We start from the raw sequence: 18,759 nt of genomic DNA, 5'->3' as shown, positions 1-18,759 counted from the left end.
TTTTCACGATATGTAATAAATTTTTATCATATTTATTATTTATTGTTTTTTAACCATTGTGTTGCACAATGAGCTAAACAAGAAGATCCTATTGGACATACATCTTCATTGAATCTTACTTTTGGATTATGTGCTGGAGCTATACCTCTTTCATCTAAGAATCCTGCTGATAAATACATGAATGTACTTGGTACTTTCTCTGCTATAACAGCGAAGTCTTCAGATGCACTAGCTGATATTCCTGGGTATCCTGTAAGTCCTGGTATACCTATCTCTTCCATGTATCCTACGAATTCATCAGTAAGAGCTGGATTACAGATTAGTGGTGGTACTTCTGAAAGCATTTCTACTTTTGCACTTCCTCCATAAACAGCTGCAACACTTTCTGCAACTTCTTTCATTCTACGAACAAGTAATTCTCTTGCTTCTGGTTTGTTAGTACGTATAGTTCCTTCAAGTACTGCAGTTTCTGGTATTATGTTACCTACTGTTCCTGCATGGAATTTACCTACTGTTAATACACAAGAATGTGTTGGGTCACTTTCTCTTGCTATTAATTCTTGTAATGCAAGATGTACATGTACACCAATATTTATTGGATCTATACCTGCATGAGGATAAGCCCCATGCGAACCCTTTCCTGTTAGCGTGATTTTAAAACCATCTACAGAATACATCATTGTATCTTTGTTATTGTACATATATAGACCAACTGGCATTTGCCCTGTTGATACATGGTATGCAAGCGCTGCATCTACTGGTGGGTTTTGTAATATACCATTTTCGATCATGTTTTTGCTACCTTCAAATGTTTCTTCTGCCGGTTGGAACATTAATTTTACTGTTCCTTCTAGAGCATCTTCATTTTCTTTTAACATCTTAGCTGCTGTAAGTAACATAGCTGCATGGAAGTCATGTCCGCAAGTGTGTGCAGTTTTGCCTGTTGGGCATGCAAACTCTTCTCCACTTTCTTCTGCCATTGGAAGTGCGTCCATATCAGCACGTAATAATAATACTTTGCCGCCTTTTCCAAGAGTAGCTGTTACACCATATCCACAATCTTGAGCATCTATACCACACGCTCTTAATTGTTCCATAACATATGCTTTAGTTTTAGGAAGATCTAATCCCGCTTCAGCATTTGTATGGATATAACGACGATGTGCAACCGTTTCTTCTGCTAATTCTTTTGCTCTGTTATAATAATTCATAACCTTTGTTCTCCTTTTACGGAATATTTTTTGAAGTATTTTCTATATTTATAGAATATATATAGAATACTTTCTTAATAATAATATATCAATATTTGTTCCATTTGTCAAATAATTCTGCTTTGTTATTATACATTTATGTATTTTTTTAACAAACATTTCCCTTTTGGAATATTTACATTGATTTATAAAATGCTTTTTGATAATATAATTGCTAGAGGTGAATAAAAAATGAACACAAATATTGTAGTTATTACGAGTCATTTTCTCCATTCTCATTTAGAAAATATGTTTTCAAAGTTAGACTTAGATTGCAATATCAAAGTTGTAGCTTTTGATAGTATTGAAAAAATACATAAAGTCTATGACCAGTACGCCGCTTGTACTGATGGCTTTATAGTTAGCAGTTCTGCTGCAAAAGCTGTTCTTGAGATGGTAGATCATGAAATAAAACGTCCCATCATTTCTTTTGAAATAGATTCTACGGGAGTATATCGCTCAATTTTAAATTTACTTCTACGAAATCGGGACTTAAATATGAATAGAGTTATCTTGGATTTTATGATTCCGCTAGAAGTTGGAATTACAGCTAATGATTATTTAAGTTTAATGGATTCAGATTATCAACAGTATCCTATTGATATTTGGAGTAAAAACTTAAGTAAAGATAGTATAAAAAAATTAGAAACTCAAATTGTAAATGAAATTCTAAGACTATGGAATATGAATGCAATAGATATAGTTTTATGCCAATATGGTAATATTGTACCGATTTTGCAAGAGCATAATATCCCTTATGAATATGCAATAGAAACACCAGTTTTTCTTGAAAATTTAGTCAAAAGATTTATGTCACTTATGTCTTTAGACCATATGCGTGAAAACCTACCTGTAATGATTAGTATCTCAGCTTCTGATAATAGTTTAAATACAGATGAAAATATAGAGTTAATCATGGAACATACAAAGAATTTTTTACGCTCTAATATGATAAATAGTACAACATACAAAAATAGTGCTGATTGTTGCGCTCTTATTACTGTAGATAATTTACATCAAATTACAAATAATGAGCAAAATTGTAATTTAAGTGTCTATTTAAATGAACATCTAGATTTTGAAGTATCAATTGGTTATGGGATAGGACTTAACTTAGACATGGCAATTAAAAATTCACATACTGCACGCAGGGAGGCATTATTATCAGGAAAAAGCTTTATATTTACTGAAAAGGGCAACCTTATTGGACCACTAAATTCAAAAGCGTGTATGGTTATTGAAAATCATGCAATTTATGATATTGGGAAAATAGCTAAGAACAGTAATCTGTCAGCTGTTACAATAAAAAGAATCATAAGCATTTTAAAACTTACCAATTCAAATATGGTAACAACTCAAGATTTATCGTCCCATCTAAAAAGTACAGTAAGAAATGCAAACCGTATACTTAAAAATTTAGAAAAAGGTGGTTATGCAAAAATCACTTGTACCCAAACTAGCAATATTAAGGGGCGACCAACAAAAGTATATGAATTAAATTTCCATATTTAATCTTGATTTATAACAATGGTTAAGTTGGCATTTATTTTTTATACTCTAATAAATATCAACTTAACCATTGTTATACGAAAAAGGAGTATATAAAGTAGAAAATTTTATCTATTTTATATACTCCTTTTCATTTTTATACAGTTATGTTTATGTGAATATTTATTCTACATATCTTTTAAATTTATTATTTTATATCGTTTAAAAGGTTAACTAATTCTTCTTCTGTAAAGTTATATTTGTTGTTACAGAAATGACAAGTTACTTCTGCTTTTTTATCTTCATCTATTATAGCTTGAAGTTCTTTTTCTCCTATTGATTGAAGAACTTTTCCTGTTCTTTCTTTTGAACAGTTACATTCAAATCCAACTTCACATACATCTAGTATTTTTGGTTCTAAATCTTTAAGTACCATTTCTACTATGTCTTCTGGTTTATTTCCAGCTTTTAATAAAGTTGTTATAGATGGTATATCTTTTATGTTGTTTTCTAATTGAGCAATAGTTTCTTCGCTAGCAAATGGCATTAATTGTACTATAAATCCACCAGCTTGTTCAACGTCGAATTCTCTACATGCTACTATTTCTTCTGAACCATCTTCTTTAGTTATTTTTCTTTCAACTTCCATATTTCTAGTTAAAACACCTAGTGAAACTACTGAAGGAGTTTGTTCTGATAATGCAAAGTAATGTGTGAAGTCTTCTGCTATTTCTCCACTTACTAATGGATAAGATCCTATATAAGGTTCTTTTAATCCTAAGTCTTTTATTACTTGAACGTATCCATCTGTTCCTACAGCACCTGCTACGTTTAATTTACCATTTGGATAGTTTTCAACTTGTACATCTGGGTTTTGAACATATCCACGAACCATACCTTTTGCATCAGAAGTTGCAAGTATAGTTCCTATTGGTCCGCCACCTTTGATTATTACAGTTAATTCGTCTTTTTCATTTTTCATCATAAGACCCATCATGCTAGTTGCAGTTAATGTTCTTCCTAATGCTGCTGTTGCTACTTTTGTTGTATTGTGGTTTATTCTAGCTTGTTCAACCATTTCTCTAGTGTTACCAACATAAGCTCTTATTTCACCATTTCCACTTGTAGCTTTTATTACGTAATCTTTCATTGTATTCCTCCATTAATTATCTAAAATTTGCCCATACTTAGTTATTATAAGCATAATATTATTTTCTGCATACGAAAAATACTCTTTCACAATCTTCTTCAGGTTGTTCAAAAGTAAAATCTCCATAAACCTTAACATCAGAAAAACCTGCTTCTTCAAGCATATCTAGGATTTCCTCTTCTGTGTAAGCTCTTTGTAAATGTCTTTCTTCGTGTTTGTCATATTTTCCATCTTCGTCTGCAACAAAAAATGTTAATTCCATCTCAACTAAGTTTTGTTCATCATCGAAGTAGTTTTGCCACATATATGATACACCATCTCTGTTTTCTCCGTACATATTATCTCCTAATACTGTAGATAATTTGTAGAATGAGCTGATGTCAAAAATAAATATACCTTCTTGTTTTAGTAGTTCATATGTTTTAGAAAATACATTCATTAAATCTTCGTCGTAAGTTATATAATTAAATCCATCGCAAGCGCATAAAACACAATCTAAATTTGTAACATCGAAATCAAGTTCTGCTATATCTTGTTCTAGTAAAACTAAATCTATACCTTGTTTTTCACCTTTACTTCTTGCTACGTTAAGCATTTCGTCAGAAATATCTATACCTGCTATATCGTAGTTTTTCTTAGCTAGTGGTATTGTTATATTACCAGTTCCACAAGCTAACTCCAAGATGTTTTTTACTTCTGCATTTTCGTTTTTAATTATTTGTTCTATATAGTTTACCCAACCATCATAATCAACATCGTCCATAAGTTCATCATAGACGAATGCAAAATCTCTATACTGATCCATCCTCGCTATCGTTCCCCTTGTTTTCTTCTTCTTGTTTTTTTAGTTTTTTCTTGCGGGCTGTAAGCATTCCGCCAATTTTACCTGCTTCTTTTGCAGTAAGGCCTGCCCAGCCTCTTTCGCTTACTTTGTCGATTAATCCTAATTCTGATGCTATCTCATATTTCATTATATCATTGTCTGTCAATGGTTTATCTTTCTTGCTGCTATTTTTTTTAGTTTTCTCACATTTATATATTAATTCAGCGCTTAATTGCGTATTAGTTTTTTTATTTTCCATATTTAACACTCCTTCTATATTTAGGAGTATTGCCATATTAAAGCCTTTTATACATAAATTCATAAAAATAAGATGACTTCTAAATCGATAAAAGCCATCTTATATAAAAAATATCTCACTTAAATTTTCCTATTATAATTCCGAATCTTAGCTTACACTTTCTCGATTACTTGATTGTGTTTCATCATCTTTCATCTTAGAAAATATACTCGCTATTATTGCCCCCGATATATTATGCCATACACTGAAGATTGCCCCTGGTACTGTTGCCATTGCTAAATTTGGAAAAGCTGTCGTCGCTAAACTTGATGCAAGACCTGAGTTTTGCATTCCAACTTCTATAGCTATAGTTTTTCTTTGACTTAAATTTAATCCTAACATCTTAGCTATTGTGTAACCAAGTGCATATCCTCCACAGTTGTGTAGTATAACTACTGCAAATACTACTAATCCTGTTGTAAGTATTTTTGCTGAGTTTGCTGATACAACTGCTGCAACTATCATTACTATAGCTGTAACTGATATTAATGGAAGTACCTTTTTTACATTTGAAGTAAATTTGTAGAATAATTTGTTAACTATAAATCCAAGACCTATTGGTACTATAACAACTTGTATTATTGAGAAAAACATACTAAATGCATCTATATCTACAGTTGTTCTTAATAATAAATATGTTATTGCTGGTGTTAATATTGGTGCTAGTATTGTTGAAACGCTAGTCATTCCAACAGATAATGCTACGTCTCCTTGTGCTAAGAAACTCATTACATTAGAAGATGTTCCCCCTGGGCATGTACCAACTAATACTAAACCTACTAATAATGCGTCGTCTATTTTAAATAATTTCCCCAATACAAATGCTAATAACGGCATTATTGTAAATTGTGATAAGCATCCTATGATAACATTTTTAGGTTGTTTAAATACTATTACAAAGTCATCTGGTTTTATCGTAAGCCCCATACCAAACATAACCACCATTAATAAGTAATTTACCCAAGATGTCTTAACCCATGATAATGAAGTAGGTACAAATAGCGCCATTGCAGCTATAACTAATACTATAATTGCCATATACTTTCCTACAAAGTCGCTTATTTTTTCTAATGTTTTCATTGTTTATTCCCCCTTTTTAAATATATATAATCAAAATATCCCCGATTTTGATTCCCCTGATAAAGAATATCTACCTTTGTCTTAAGCTCCCCCAAGCTAAAAACATTATGAGGTAATATTTTCCTTGTTCAAGTATTACATAATACTAATACTTTTGTCATATGATGTCAAGGCATTTTAGAGAAATTTATGAAAAAACTGAAAATTTTCATTCTTCGTAAAAAACTATATGTTTTTTTATATAAAAAAGGTCTGTTATGGTATTTTTTCGATTAATTTTGATTGAAATATTTTTGTGTTGCCTCAGCTATACTCTTCATCATCTTTTCTTGATAAGATGTCTGTGACATTTTTTGATCTTCTTCTGGATTAGACATATATCCCATTTCAACTAGCACAGCCGGTACTTCCGACCAGTTAAATCCTGTTAAATCACTTCTTTGGTATATATTATTCACTTTAAATCCAGCTTGTCTCATGCTAGCCATCATAATCTCTGCACATTCGTTGCTCTTTGGATAAATCTTGCTCGTATATTGACCGTTTTGTGCTGGAATATGAAGTGATGCCCCACTTACAGATTGGTCTTCTGAACCATCAGCATGAATTCTAATTACTAAATCTGCATTATTTTCATTTGCAAAAGTTGCTCTTTCTGAATTTGTAATATTTACGTCGTTAGTTTCCCTAGTCATTATTACCTTAAATCCCATTTGTTCTAAATAGCTTTTTAAAATTTTTGATGCACTTAATGTCAATTCATATTCTGGAATATTTGTAGATACACCTTGTGTACCCCATGACACCTTAAACTTAGTTTCAGATGAACCTGGTCCTACTGGCTCTTGGCTCATATCTCCCTTTGCTTGATGACCTGGGTCTATACAAATTACATATTGTCCAGTTTTATTTTGTGAATTATCATTATCAGTTATTTGACTTTGTTGTGGATTACTTTGTGAGTTGTTATTATCTTGTGAATTATTCCCCGCTGAATTTTCTTGATTATTTTGTAAAGACTGTTGCGATGAATTATTTTGATTTGATATAACTTCATTGTCACTTGATTGGTTGGAGTTTGAACAACCAAAACTTATCATTGATATAATAAGTATCCCTAATAGTATTAATGATTTTTTTCTCATTTTTCCCTCCTTATAATCATAAAAATTTCCCCTGTTACATATAATTATAAATGTTAAAAGTTTTTTAATCAATTTTATTAAAGAGCATTTTACGATTCTATTAGTGATTCCAATGTTTTTTTGTTTTTTCCCTTTTATTTCTACGATTTAAACTCTATAATAATAATAGAAACAAAATTGCTTTTCAAACTTGGTTGAGGGACTTCGAAAATAATATATACGGAGGAATCAATGATGAAATTCAATTATAAATCAAAAACATCGTTGTATCCTGAATTTGGGTGGAGTGAGGAATTAAATTTCAAACAAATACAGGAGGTATACTGCCATGGATTTTGATAAACTTAACGAATCAGTAGAAAGATTAATCAAAAACTTAGAATTTATTCAATCATTAGAGGAAGAAGGTATTCCAATGAGTGATGATCATAAGGACATGATTCTAAGAAATATCGATTCAATAACAGATATAAGCGACGACGATTATAAAGCAGGATTATTATTTGACATTAGATAAAAAAATTCGCTTCGCTCATAGCGCCAACGACTTCGTCCGTTGCTTAAAATTCGCTTCGCTCATAGCGCCAACGAATCGAAGATTCCGTTGCTTTAGTGAATAGGTTGGAAATTATATATTATCCACAAACCAGATAATATATAATTTCCTTAGAATTTAAAAAATCAGTTTACATCTAAACGGTGTAAACTGATTTTTATTATAAATCTATATTTAATTTTATAGAAAATAAGTTTAACCTATAATAATTTATTCTATTGAACCTTTAAATTTAAGTAGTTTCACATAAGTTTTTATAGCATCTAACATAATATCTTCGTTAAAGTCGAATCTTAAACTATGTAGACCATTAACAAATCCCTTCTCTTCATTTCTGGCTCCTTGCATAAAGAAAAGCCCTGGCACTTCTCTTTGATAATAAGAGAAGTCTTCTGAAATCATAAGAGGTTCAGTTTTTGTTATTTTTTCTTTTCCAACTGCCTCCACAAATTCATTAAATAGATTTTCATCATTATTTACTGCAATATATCCATCTTCTATTTTTACATTTACTTTACAGTTATATGCTATTTCAAATCCTTTTGCAAATTCAAAAAGTCTTTTCTTCATTGTGTCATAAATTTCTGGATTAAAACATCTCATTGTTCCTTCTAACTTGACATTCTCTGCAATTATATTTCTTATAGAACCTGCTGCCATTTTTCCAAATGTAAGAACAGCACCTTCCATAGGATTTAGATTTCTCGAAACAATACTTTGGACAGAAGTAACAAAATTAGCCCCTATAACTATTCCGTCTATTGTATTTTGCGGAATAGCTCCATGACCACTTTTTCCGATTATTTCAACATCTATCTCACCATTTTGTGCCATTAAGTACCCAGCTTTGCATCCTATATACCCTTCTGGAAAATCTGGATGAATATGAAGACCATATACCTCATCTACATTGTACTTTTTAAATATGCCCACTTTCATTAGTGGCTCTGCTCCACCTGTGTCTTCTTCTGCTGGTTGGAATACAAAAACTATATTATCATTTAAGTTTTCTTTGTTGTCCATTATATATTCCAAAAATCCTAAAAGAATACTCATATGTCCATCATGACCACATAGATGTTGAGCGCCGTTTTCTGTTGGAAGTGCATCAATATCTGCTCTAAAAGCTATAGTTTTTTTAGGATTATTCCCCTTAATTATTCCTACTGTTGCTGTTTCTAAAGGAGTTTCATATCGTATACCTAGTTTGTCTAAATAATCTCTTATATATTTAGCTGTATTGAATTCTTCATGAGAAAGTTCTGCTAATTTGTGTAGATTTGTTCTATGTTGTTTTACTATTTTATCTATATATGATATGTCTTTCATTTAATTTCCCCCTAATTTAACTTTATATTTTAACTACTAAATCTCTCCCTAAATTTATATATTTTTATAATTACAATTATGTATAATTTAATAGTTTTAATTTTTAGATAATTTTATTATATACAATTTTAATAAATTGTCCAATTATTTATGCTCATAATCTCTTTTTCATAATATATAAAAATTCACTACGTTCATAACGCCAACGACTTCGTCCGTTGCTTAAAATTCACTGCGTTCATAACGCCAACGAAGATATAAAAAAGAGATGTTACTTTTATTTAACATCTCTTTAGATTAATTTTTATAATGTGATAAATATTAAATTTTATAAGTTGTAATTTATTGTATTTAGTCATTTTCTACAGGAAGTATTATTATAAATTCGCTCCCTACTCCAACTTCACTTTCTACATATATATCTCCTCCATGAAGTGATATAAGTTGTTTAGATATTGTAAGTCCTAAACCACTCCCTCCCTTAACTTCAGAGTTATTTTCTACAACTTGGTTAAATCTATTAAATATTAATTTTTTATTTTCTTCACTAATACCTATACCATTATCTTTTACCGATATTTTAACTTTATCACCTAAATCACTTACTATAACTTGGATTAATCCACCTTTTGGAGTAAATTTAGCAGCATTTCCAACTAAGTTTATGATACATCTTTCTATTTCTGTTTTATCACATGAAATAATCTTTTCTTCTATATCTGTATCAAAAATTAATTCAAGACCCTTTTCTTCTATATAGTCTTTCATATCCATAACGTTTTCTTCTACTAGATAAACTATATTTGTTTTTTCTTTAGTCAGTATGTAGCTATTATTTTCAATTTTTGTATTGTCGATTATATTGTTAATTAAATTTAATAATCTAGAAGTATTTCTCTCCATTATATCCATATAATAAGATAGCTTTTTAGGAGTTATAAATACATCTTTATTGCAAAAATCTTTTATTAATTGATTAATACCATTTAATACATTTAACGGTGTTCTAAGCTCATGAGATAAGTTGATAAAGTAATTATTTTTATTTTGTTCTAGTGTTAGTACCTTTTTGAATAATAATTCATTTTCGTCCATTTTTAATTTTAAATCATTAGTTTTTTCATTTATCAATCTATCTAACTTTCTTACTTTATATTTATTTATAAGTATCAAAATTATTATTGATAGTAAATATAAGCATATTGCGTATTTACTTTTCCAAAACGGATATTTAATAGTAAACTTAATTACAGTTTCTTCTCCTATTACTCCATGTTGGCTCTTAGCTTTTATTCTCAATGTATAATCTCCAGGACTTAAATTGGCAAATATAATTGAATTATTTTTGGTTGTACTCCACTCTTTTTCATCTCCATCTAATTTATAATAATATTGAGTTGTCTTTGTATTTACATAATCATCTGTAAAATAGCTTATTTTTATATTATTTTCATTATATTTAAATTTAGTATTTGATATATCTTTTTTATTTAATCCATTTACTTCAAAATTATCAACTATAATATTAGGTTTAAATTTAGATATATGTATTTTATTAGGATTAAAAACATTAAATCCATTTATACCACCAAAGTACATATTGTCAGTACTAGCTTTAAAACAAGATCTTCCATTAAACTCATTAGATTGAAGTCCATCTGTTATAGTAAAGTTCTCAAATATACCTTCTTCAGCACAAAGTCTTGATACTCCACCATTTGTACTCATCCATATGTTGTTTTTATCATCAACTAATATTCCATATACAGTATTATTTATAAGACCATCTTTTTCAGTATAACTTCTAAATGTATCTGTATTAGAATTAAGAATATTTAGTCCATAGCTTGTTCCAACTAATATGTTTCCCTTTAGGTCTTCAGTTATAAATCTTATACAGTCATTACTTATACTATTTTCGTCATTTTCAATATGTTTATATATTTTATATGATTTAGCCTTTGGATTAATTTTTATTAACCCTCCCTCTAGAAAGCAACCGATATAATAATTTCCCTTTGAATCTTCATAAACAGCTCTAATAAATTTATCTGATACTCCCATTTCATCAAAAATATATGTAATATCTCTAAGCTCGTTATCTGAATACAATGCCAAGCCCTTATTAGTTCCTATCCACAACTGTCCTTTAGAATCTACAAACAAAGATCTTATTTTATTTGATGGCAATCCATCTTTTTCTGTATAATTTGTTATAGTATAATTTTCACTACTTTTATCTAAAACGGATAAACCGTCATTTGTTCCTATAAATATTTTTTCTTTATATCCTGTTATATCTTGTATTGCATTACTACATAATTTACTATTTCCTGTATTTAAATACTCAACTGCTTTCCCATTCATGATATTTATACCATCTTCACTCGTTCCCATCCATACTAAATTATCATCATCTTTGTATATCCCTTGAATTACATCTCCACTTATGCTATTACTGTCTTCTTTGTCAGACTTGTAATGTTGGAATTTAGTATTAGGATTAAATGCAGATATTCCCCTATATGTCCCCACCCATATAAGACCACTTCTATCTTTGAATAAACAAAATATTGAGTTATCTACTAAAGTATTGCTTTCGTACGCCTTTTTACTATATCTTACGAATTCCTCTGTTTCATAATTAAATAAACAAAGGCCTTTATCTGTTCCAATCCAAAGCTCATTCTTTGAATTATTTATTACATCTCTTACAGTGTTACTTGGTAGAGAAAACTTACTTTCACTACTTTTATAATTCTTTATACTTTTATCATTTAAATTTATTCTAAATAAACCTTTATCTACAGTACAAACCCATAGATTCTTATTTAAGTCTTCATACAAGTTATATATTTCACTTTCTCCAATCGAATCTTGATAAGAATTTACTAATTTTAAATTTTTATCTAATTCAACTAAACCTTTGTCAGTACCGACCCATATATGGCCATTAGAATCTTCTTTTAGAGAATATATAAACTGACTTGGAAGTTCATCTTCATCAGATAAAACTCTATCAAAACTATCTTTCTCTTGGTTATATAAATTAAGTCCATTTACACTTGAAACTAAAAATTTATCTTCTGAAGTATAAATTATCTGCCATAAATTTTCATCAGATAAATTTCCATTATTTTTATCAGATGAATAATTCTTTATCTCATCATTATCTGTATCTATTCTACTAAGTCCATTTATAGTTGATATCCATATATACCCGTCTTTATCTTCCATAATATCAACAATATAATTATTAGCTATTGAGTTTTTATCATTTTTATTATATTTATATTGTTTAAACTCATAGCCATTATATCTATCAAGACCATCATTAGTACCTATCCATATATATCCTTTACTATCTTGATATATAGTTTCTACAGTAGATTGAGATAAACCATCTTCACTCATAATATTTTTAAAATTATAATTTTCACTTATATTCGCGTAACTCGTACTAATATTAATACAAGAAAATATACACGCCATCACTAATATCTTTTTTATATATTTATTTTTTATCATAGCCCACCTTTTTTAAGTACTTTATAATAAATTATAAAATTTGCCTTTTATAGTTTTGTGCTACTTTAGTATATATTAATTTAATATATTATACCAAGTAGAATTTTATTTTTAAGGAAGGTAATATTTTCTTAGAAGGATTTATGTATAAGATTTGCTTCGCTCATGCGCCAACGAATCGAAGATTCCGTTGCTTAAAATTCACTGTGTTCATATCGCCAACGACTTCGTCCGTTGCTCAAATAAAAAAACTACACCTAGATAAAATATCTAGATGTAGTTTCTTTATATATTTATTATTAATTTTTTATTATGCTTCGTTATCGTCGAATTCTCCGCTTTCTTCGTATAATAAAGCGATTCCACCTTGAGCTGTTTCTTTGTATTTATCCATCATGTCTCTACCAGTTTCGTCCATTATTTTAACTATTTGGTCGAATTTAACGTGGTGAACACCATCAGATAATAATGCATAGTTAGCAGCATCTAACGCTCTTTGTGCTCCCATTGCATTTCTTTCTATACATGGTATTTGAACATATCCGTAAGCTGGGTCACAAGTCATACCTAAGTGATGCTCTAAACCTATTTCTGCAGCGTATTCTATTTTTCTAAGAGCTGCACCTTTCATGAATGCTGCCGCTGCTGCTGCCATTGCACATGCAACACCAACTTCACCTTGACATCCTACTTCTGCACCTGAAACTGATGCATTTTTCTTAACAGCTATACCTATTAAACCTGCTACAGCAAGACCTTCTTCTACAGCTTCATCATCGAATCCATAGAAATCTTGCATTGTGAATAATACAGCTGGTAATACACCTGCAGATCCACAAGTTGGAGCAGTAACTATTTCAAATCCTGATGCATTTTGCTCAGATACAGCTAAAGCGTATGCATATATCATTGAAGAAAGTTGTTTGTTAACTTTATATTGTCTGAAGAAAGTTCTAGCTCTTCTAGCTAATTTTAATTTTCCTGGAATAACATCTGTAGCTTTTAAACCATCGTTTAATGATTGTCTCATAGTTATTCTTATTTGTCTTAAGTAATCCATTATATCTTCATCGTCGAATTCTTTTACGTAGTCAACGAAGTTTTTGTGGTTTTCTCTACACCATTCTATAATGTCTTCTATGTTGTCGTGTGGGTAAACACTTGCAGAAGAATGTCCTCTTTTACCTTCTTCAGCTAAAGAACCTCCACCGATTGAGAATACAGTCCATTCATCTTCTACATTTCCGTCTTTATCTAAAGCTTCTAATTTCATTCCGTTAGTATGGAATTCTTTTACTACTTCTGGTTGCCATACTATTTCTACATGTTTAGGCTCTAAAGTTTTTATTATTATATAGTCAGTTAAGTGACCTTTTCCTGTAGCTGCTAAACTTCCGTATAAGTGCGCTCTGAAGCTTGCTGCATTAGGGTTTTTTTCGTTGAATATTCTTGCTGCTCTTTGTGGTCCCATAGTGTGTGAACTTGATGGTCCAGGACCTATTTTATAAAGCTCTTTTAATGATTCCATTAAATTTTCCTCCTAATAAAAAATTAATTATTTTTGTATGTTAAACTTTTAATAATATCTGATAATAATAGTTGTATATGATAATTATTGTTTGTCATTTTTAATAAATTAATCATATATCAGAAAATCATTATTCCAAACATTTTCCTAAGGCATATTTTTATGCTAAAGCTTTTAGAAGAAATTTTTTAAGCATTTATATTAATAAATGCCTACTTTTTCTGCTTGATAAAAATCCTTACGCATAACATTATACATATTTCTTTAAATAAATCATATACTTATTGTTAATTTCTATTATTTTACAGTAATGGTAATTTTTTTAAACCTAAATATACTTTTTACTTTATTATTTTAACCCAAAAAAATGTTTTCCGCCACACTTTTCATTATTTTTTAAATTTTTTAACTTTTTATAACAATTCGGTTGATTTTTCCATAATTTTGTAATAACATTAATTCATAACAACTTATTAAAAATCAAAAACAATTAACTAACCTAAGTAGAGGCGCAATGATTATCAGTAAGTAATAGTAGCTGGCAAGTGTAGATAATTACTGAAAGGATGATTTGCCGAAGTTTATATCTTGGCGAAGGTATATGCTGGGGTCATGTATAAGATACATGAGACTGTCACTTATCTAAGTGGGGGGCTACAGGTTTACTTTGATTTGTGTTAGCAACGTACAAAGTATTCCTTTGTGCGTTTTTTAATATCAAAATCTACTTTTGCAGTATCCATTTATATATATACCCTCCCCTTACTTTTATATCTCTATTTGGGAAGTAATCATGATTAGATACAAAATACAATAAATTATATGAGGTGATATAAAATGAAAAAAGTTAATGTAGCAGTAGTTGGTGCTACTGGTATGGTAGGGAGAACTTTCTTAAAAGTTCTTGAAGAAAGACAATTTCCAATAGAAAATATATATTTTTTCTCTTCTAAAAAATCTGCTGGTTCAACAATAACTTTTGCAGGAAAAGATTACACAGTTGAAGAATTAACTGAAACTGCTTTTGATGGAAAAAATATTCAAATAGCATTATTCTCTGCTGGTGGAGCTACTAGTGAAAAATTTGCTCCAATAGTTGCATCAAAAGGCATAATAGTTGTAGATAACTCAGCTCAATGGAGAATGGATCCAGACGTTCCACTTATAGTACCAGAAGTTAACCCAGAAGCTATAAAAGAAATAAAAAAAGGTATAATAGCTAATCCTAACTGCTCTACTATACAAGCTATGGTTCCACTAAAACCTTTATATGAAAAATACGGTTTAAAAAGAATTGTATTCTCTACTTATCAAGCTGTTTCTGGTTCAGGAGTTAGAGGTGTTAAGGATTTAGAAGACGGAATTGCTGGAAAACCAAATCAATTCTATCCTCATCCAATAGCGTATAACTGTTTACCACATATAGATGTATTTATGGATAATGGTTATACAAAAGAAGAAATGAAAATGATAAATGAAACTAAAAAAATATTTAATGATGATAGCATAAAAGTTACTGCTACTACTGTTAGAGTTCCTGTTAGAGGTGCTCACAGTGAATCAATCAACGTTGAATTTAATAAACCTTTTGAGCTTGAAGATGTTGTTGAAGCAATCAAAAACGCTGAAGGTGTTGTATTAGTTGATAATCCAGCTAAAGATGAATACCCTCTTGCTGTAGATGCTGAAGGACATGACGAAGTTTTTGTTGGTAGAATAAGAAGAGACTTTAGTGTTGATAATGGTATCAACTTATGGGTAGTTGCTGACAATATAAGAAAAGGGGCTGCTACAAATGCAGTACAAATAGCTGAATTATTAGTAAAAAATGATTTAGTTTAATCTGACAAAATAACTTATTTATAAACTCAATAAAATAAATGTTTAACAGTTTCACAACTTAGTAAACAAAACTTAATTAGTATTAATAAAATAATTTTTAAAAATGATTATGATATAAAAAGGGGAGATATATATGATATTTACAGGTTCTGCAGTTGCATTAGTTACACCATTTAATGAAGATAACACACCAAATTTTGAAAAAATTAAAGAGTTAGTTGAATACCACATTGCTAACGGAACAGATGCCATAGTTGCTACTGGTACTACTGGTGAAGCTAGTACTATGACTGATGAAGAACAACTAGATGTTATTAAATGTATCGTCGATACAGTAAATAAAAGAATACCAGTTATCGCTGGTGCTAGTACAAACGATACTAGACATTCTCTTAGTTTAGCAAAAGGTGCTCAAGATATGGGAGCTGATGCTTTATTAATAATCACACCCTATTATAACAAAGCTAATAGAACTGGTCTTAAAGCTCACTTCAAAGCAATAGCTGATGCTGTTGATTTACCAATAATTTTATACAACGTTCCTTCTAGAACAGGAGTTAATATTGCTCCAGATTTAGTTGCTGAACTTGCTAACGAATGTGAAAACATAGTTGCTATAAAAGAAGCTAGCGGTGATATAGCTCAAGTTGCTGAAGTTGCTAGATTAGTTCCAGATGATTTTGCAATCTATTCTGGAAATGACGACTCTATCACTCCATTATTATCATTAGGTGGTAGCGGAGTTATATCTGTTTTAGCAAATGTTTGTCCACAACAAACTCATGATTTAGTTGCAAAATTCTTAGACGGTGATGTTAAAGGTTCTTTCAAAATACAATTAGATTTAAAAGCTCTTATTGATGCTTTATTTATAGAAGTAAATCCAGTTCCAGTTAAAACAGCATTAAACTTATTAGGATTTGAAGTTGGTCACTTAAGATTACCACTTGGTGAAATGAATCCGAAAAACTTAGAAGTATTAAAACAAGAATTAATAAATGCTGGTCTTGATGTTAAACAAACTGCTGAACTTGGAGTAAAATAGATCGAAGCTTAATTTTGACAGGGAAGAATATAAATAATTTATTATTCTTCCTTGAAATAAATCAAACTTAATTAGGGGGTATAACATTGAAAGTTATAATAAACGGATACAGCGGAACAATGGGTCAAGTATTGACAAAATGCGTATTAGATGATGAAGAACTTCAACTTGTTGCCGGTGTTAGTCCAAAACACCATGATGTTAATAATCAATTTAACACTTACTCAAGTTTTGCCGAAGTAAAAGAAGATGCAGATGTGGTTATAGACTTCTCTAACCCACTTGCACTAGATGATATATTAGATTGTTGTCTAAAAACAAAAACTCCTGTAGTTCTTGCAACTACTGGATACAATGATGAGGAAATGGAAAAAATCCATCAAGCTTCTAAACAAATTCCTGTCTTCTTATCATTCAATATGTCACTTGGAGTAAATATCTTACTTAAATTAGTAAAAGAAGCTGCCAAAAATTTAAACAACTTTGATATAGAAATAATAGAAAAACATCACAACAAAAAAGTAGACTCTCCTAGCGGTACTGCTGTAATGATTGCAAATGCTGTTAAGGAAATAAGAGAACAATCTGAATTTATTTATGGCAGACATGGTCGTACAGGAAAAAGACAACAAAACGAAGTCGGAATACATGCTGTAAGAGGTGGAACTATAGTCGGTGAACATAGCGCTATCTTTGCTGGAAACGACGAAATATTAGAAATAAATCACTCAGCTCGTTCTAAAAATGTATTTGCTGAAGGCGCTATAGCTGCAGCAAAATACTTAGTAAATCAACAACCTGGTTTCTATAATATGGACGATATGTTAGGCTAAAATTTATATTAATAAAATTTTGATTAACCTACTTACACTACAAATAATATAAAGTTTTAAGGAGATTGACATGTTAGATTTAAATGATGCTTATGCAATTGCAAAATATATAAAAGACGCAGAAAAACAAACACCAGTTAAAATTTATGTTTCTACTACTGCTGAAATAGAAAAAAATGAGAACTTCAAAGTTTTCGGAAACAATGGAGAATATACTCTAATAGGAGATTACAAAACTATAACAGAAGCTATAGCTCCTATAAAAGATAAAATAACAGATATGTATGTTGAAAATACAGCTAGAAACTCTGCTATACCAATGGTAGATATGTTAAATATAGACGCTAGAATAGAACCAGGCGCTATAATAAGAGATATGGTTACTATAGAAAAAAATGCTGTTGTAATGATGGGTGCTGTTATAAATATCGGCTCTATTATAGGCGAAGGAACTATGGTAGATATGAATGCTGTTGTAGGCGCTAGAGGAACATTAGGTAAAAACGTACACCTAGGTGCTGGTTCAGTTGTAGCAGGTGTTCTTGAGCCACCTTCAGCAACTCCAGTTATAGTTGAAGATGACGTTGTTATCGGAGCTAACTGTGTAATATTAGAAGGTATAAGAATCGGTAAAGGCGCTGTTGTAGCTGCTGGATCAGTTGTTACAAAAGACGTTGAACCAGGTGCTGTTGTTGCAGGTTCACCAGCTAAAGTAGTTAAAATGAAAGACGAAAAAACTGCTGGTAAAACTCAATTAATGGATGATTTAAGAGGATAATTAATAATAAAATATAAAAATAGAGATTTATATAGATAAAGACCTTGCCAATTTGCATGGTCTTTTTTATATGATAGATTGTCAAT

15 protein-coding genes and 1 riboswitch are annotated in these 18,759 nt (G+C 30.2%); of the genes, 6 read left to right on the top strand and 9 right to left on the bottom strand.

All coding sequences use genetic code 11. The features are described from left to right. Window positions 1–35 precede the first annotated feature (35 nt). Window positions 36–1,211, bottom strand: coding sequence for a M20 family metallopeptidase (locus I4U58_RS01385; protein ID WP_195929210.1), 1,176 nt, complete (start codon window positions 1,209–1,211; stop codon window positions 36–38). Window positions 1,212–1,748: 537 nt separating this feature from the next. Between I4U58_RS01385 and I4U58_RS01380 the strand changes: the two genes are divergently transcribed. Then, window positions 1,749–2,762 (top strand): hypothetical protein, encoded by a 1,014-nt coding sequence (locus I4U58_RS01380; RefSeq protein ID WP_243269526.1) that lies wholly within the window; start codon window positions 1,749–1,751, stop codon window positions 2,760–2,762. 184 nt (window positions 2,763–2,946) lie between these two features. On the opposite strand, the gene I4U58_RS01375 is transcribed toward I4U58_RS01380, so the two are convergent. From I4U58_RS01375 to I4U58_RS01355, 5 genes are all read right to left on the bottom strand, one after another. Then, on the bottom strand, window positions 2,947–3,888 hold the full coding sequence (locus I4U58_RS01375; protein ID WP_195929206.1) for an Hsp33 family molecular chaperone HslO: 942 nt from the start codon (window positions 3,886–3,888) through the stop codon (window positions 2,947–2,949). A 58-nt stretch (window positions 3,889–3,946) separates the two neighbouring features. After that, window positions 3,947–4,693 carry a class I SAM-dependent methyltransferase gene (locus I4U58_RS01370; RefSeq protein ID WP_195929204.1) on the bottom strand — a complete coding sequence of 249 codons (747 nt, stop codon included), beginning with the start codon at window positions 4,691–4,693 and terminating at the stop codon, window positions 3,947–3,949. Then, window positions 4,680–4,970, bottom strand: coding sequence for a small, acid-soluble spore protein, alpha/beta type (locus tag I4U58_RS14300; protein WP_307993558.1), 291 nt, complete (start codon window positions 4,968–4,970; stop codon window positions 4,680–4,682). The genes I4U58_RS01370 and I4U58_RS14300 overlap by 14 nt, the downstream gene beginning before the upstream one ends. A gap of 147 nt (window positions 4,971–5,117) precedes the next feature. Next, entirely contained in the window at window positions 5,118–6,089 is a 972-nt protein-coding gene (locus I4U58_RS01360) for a bile acid:sodium symporter family protein (protein WP_195929202.1), read from the bottom strand. A 272-nt stretch (window positions 6,090–6,361) separates the two neighbouring features. Next, window positions 6,362–7,234, bottom strand: coding sequence for an N-acetylmuramoyl-L-alanine amidase (locus I4U58_RS01355; RefSeq protein ID WP_195929200.1), 873 nt, complete (start codon window positions 7,232–7,234; stop codon window positions 6,362–6,364). 328 nt (window positions 7,235–7,562) lie between these two features. Between I4U58_RS01355 and I4U58_RS01350 the strand changes: the two genes are divergently transcribed. After that, window positions 7,563–7,751 carry a hypothetical protein gene (locus I4U58_RS01350; RefSeq protein WP_195929198.1) on the top strand — a complete coding sequence of 63 codons (189 nt, stop codon included), beginning with the start codon at window positions 7,563–7,565 and terminating at the stop codon, window positions 7,749–7,751. 249 nt (window positions 7,752–8,000) lie between these two features. On the opposite strand, the gene I4U58_RS01345 is transcribed toward I4U58_RS01350, so the two are convergent. From I4U58_RS01345 to I4U58_RS01335, 3 genes are all read right to left on the bottom strand, one after another. Next, the gene (locus tag I4U58_RS01345) at window positions 8,001–9,119 is read right to left on the bottom strand and encodes an amidohydrolase (protein ID WP_195929196.1); all 1,119 of its coding nucleotides are present in this window, start codon (window positions 9,117–9,119) and stop codon (window positions 8,001–8,003) included. 351 nt (window positions 9,120–9,470) lie between these two features. After that, window positions 9,471–12,647, bottom strand: a complete 3,177-nt coding sequence (locus tag I4U58_RS01340; RefSeq protein ID WP_195929194.1) for a sensor histidine kinase — start codon at window positions 12,645–12,647, stop codon at window positions 9,471–9,473. A 310-nt stretch (window positions 12,648–12,957) separates the two neighbouring features. Then, the gene (locus tag I4U58_RS01335) at window positions 12,958–14,175 is read right to left on the bottom strand and encodes an L-serine ammonia-lyase, iron-sulfur-dependent, subunit alpha (RefSeq protein WP_195929192.1); all 1,218 of its coding nucleotides are present in this window, start codon (window positions 14,173–14,175) and stop codon (window positions 12,958–12,960) included. A 496-nt stretch (window positions 14,176–14,671) separates the two neighbouring features. Then, a riboswitch (Lysine riboswitch) is annotated at window positions 14,672–14,840 on the top strand. 172 nt (window positions 14,841–15,012) lie between these two features. Here I4U58_RS01335 and I4U58_RS01330 point away from each other — a divergent pair. From I4U58_RS01330 to dapD, 4 genes are all read left to right on the top strand, one after another. Continuing rightward, the gene (locus tag I4U58_RS01330) at window positions 15,013–16,017 is read left to right on the top strand and encodes an aspartate-semialdehyde dehydrogenase (RefSeq protein ID WP_195929190.1); all 1,005 of its coding nucleotides are present in this window, start codon (window positions 15,013–15,015) and stop codon (window positions 16,015–16,017) included. Window positions 16,018–16,150: 133 nt separating this feature from the next. After that, window positions 16,151–17,062 carry a 4-hydroxy-tetrahydrodipicolinate synthase gene (dapA, locus tag I4U58_RS01325; RefSeq protein WP_195929188.1) on the top strand — a complete coding sequence of 304 codons (912 nt, stop codon included), beginning with the start codon at window positions 16,151–16,153 and terminating at the stop codon, window positions 17,060–17,062. A gap of 86 nt (window positions 17,063–17,148) precedes the next feature. Continuing rightward, on the top strand, window positions 17,149–17,895 hold the full coding sequence (dapB, locus tag I4U58_RS01320) for a 4-hydroxy-tetrahydrodipicolinate reductase (protein ID WP_195929186.1): 747 nt from the start codon (window positions 17,149–17,151) through the stop codon (window positions 17,893–17,895). Window positions 17,896–17,965: 70 nt separating this feature from the next. Beyond that, complete coding sequence (gene dapD / locus I4U58_RS01315) at window positions 17,966–18,673, top strand: 2,3,4,5-tetrahydropyridine-2,6-dicarboxylate N-acetyltransferase (RefSeq protein WP_195929184.1); 708 nt, start codon at window positions 17,966–17,968, stop codon at window positions 18,671–18,673. Window positions 18,674–18,759 lie beyond the last annotated feature (86 nt).

This window comes from Clostridium sp. 1001270J_160509_D11, from assembly GCF_015667935.1.
Taxonomy (GTDB): domain Bacteria; phylum Bacillota; class Clostridia; order Peptostreptococcales; family Peptostreptococcaceae; genus Intestinibacter.
The sequence above is the reverse complement of the archived record's forward strand: the minus strand, read 5'-3'. Positions and strand labels throughout refer to the sequence as shown.

Bases quoted from the DNA above. Each gene is read 5' to 3' on its own strand.
- I4U58_RS01360 (WP_195929202.1), bottom strand. From the start codon at position 6,089: ATGAAAACATTAGAAAAAATAAGCGACTTTGTAGGAAAGTATATGGCA.
- I4U58_RS01330 (WP_195929190.1), top strand. From the start codon at position 15,013: ATGAAAAAAGTTAATGTAGCAGTAGTTGGTGCTACTGGTATGGTAGGG.
- I4U58_RS14300 (WP_307993558.1), bottom strand. From the start codon at position 4,970: ATGGAAAATAAAAAAACTAATACGCAATTAAGCGCTGAATTAATATAT.
- I4U58_RS01345 (WP_195929196.1), bottom strand. From the start codon at position 9,119: ATGAAAGACATATCATATATAGATAAAATAGTAAAACAACATAGAACA.
- I4U58_RS01335 (WP_195929192.1), bottom strand. From the start codon at position 14,175: ATGGAATCATTAAAAGAGCTTTATAAAATAGGTCCTGGACCATCAAGT.
- I4U58_RS01370 (WP_195929204.1), bottom strand. From the start codon at position 4,693: ATGGATCAGTATAGAGATTTTGCATTCGTCTATGATGAACTTATGGAC.
- I4U58_RS01350 (WP_195929198.1), top strand. From the start codon at position 7,563: ATGGATTTTGATAAACTTAACGAATCAGTAGAAAGATTAATCAAAAAC.
- I4U58_RS01375 (WP_195929206.1), bottom strand. From the start codon at position 3,888: ATGAAAGATTACGTAATAAAAGCTACAAGTGGAAATGGTGAAATAAGA.
- dapA (WP_195929188.1), top strand. From the start codon at position 16,151: ATGATATTTACAGGTTCTGCAGTTGCATTAGTTACACCATTTAATGAA.
- I4U58_RS01355 (WP_195929200.1), bottom strand. From the start codon at position 7,234: ATGAGAAAAAAATCATTAATACTATTAGGGATACTTATTATATCAATG.
- I4U58_RS01380 (WP_243269526.1), top strand. From the start codon at position 1,749: ATGAATAGAGTTATCTTGGATTTTATGATTCCGCTAGAAGTTGGAATT.
- I4U58_RS01385 (WP_195929210.1), bottom strand. From the start codon at position 1,211: ATGAATTATTATAACAGAGCAAAAGAATTAGCAGAAGAAACGGTTGCA.
- I4U58_RS01340 (WP_195929194.1), bottom strand. From the start codon at position 12,647: ATGATAAAAAATAAATATATAAAAAAGATATTAGTGATGGCGTGTATA.
- dapD (WP_195929184.1), top strand. From the start codon at position 17,966: ATGTTAGATTTAAATGATGCTTATGCAATTGCAAAATATATAAAAGAC.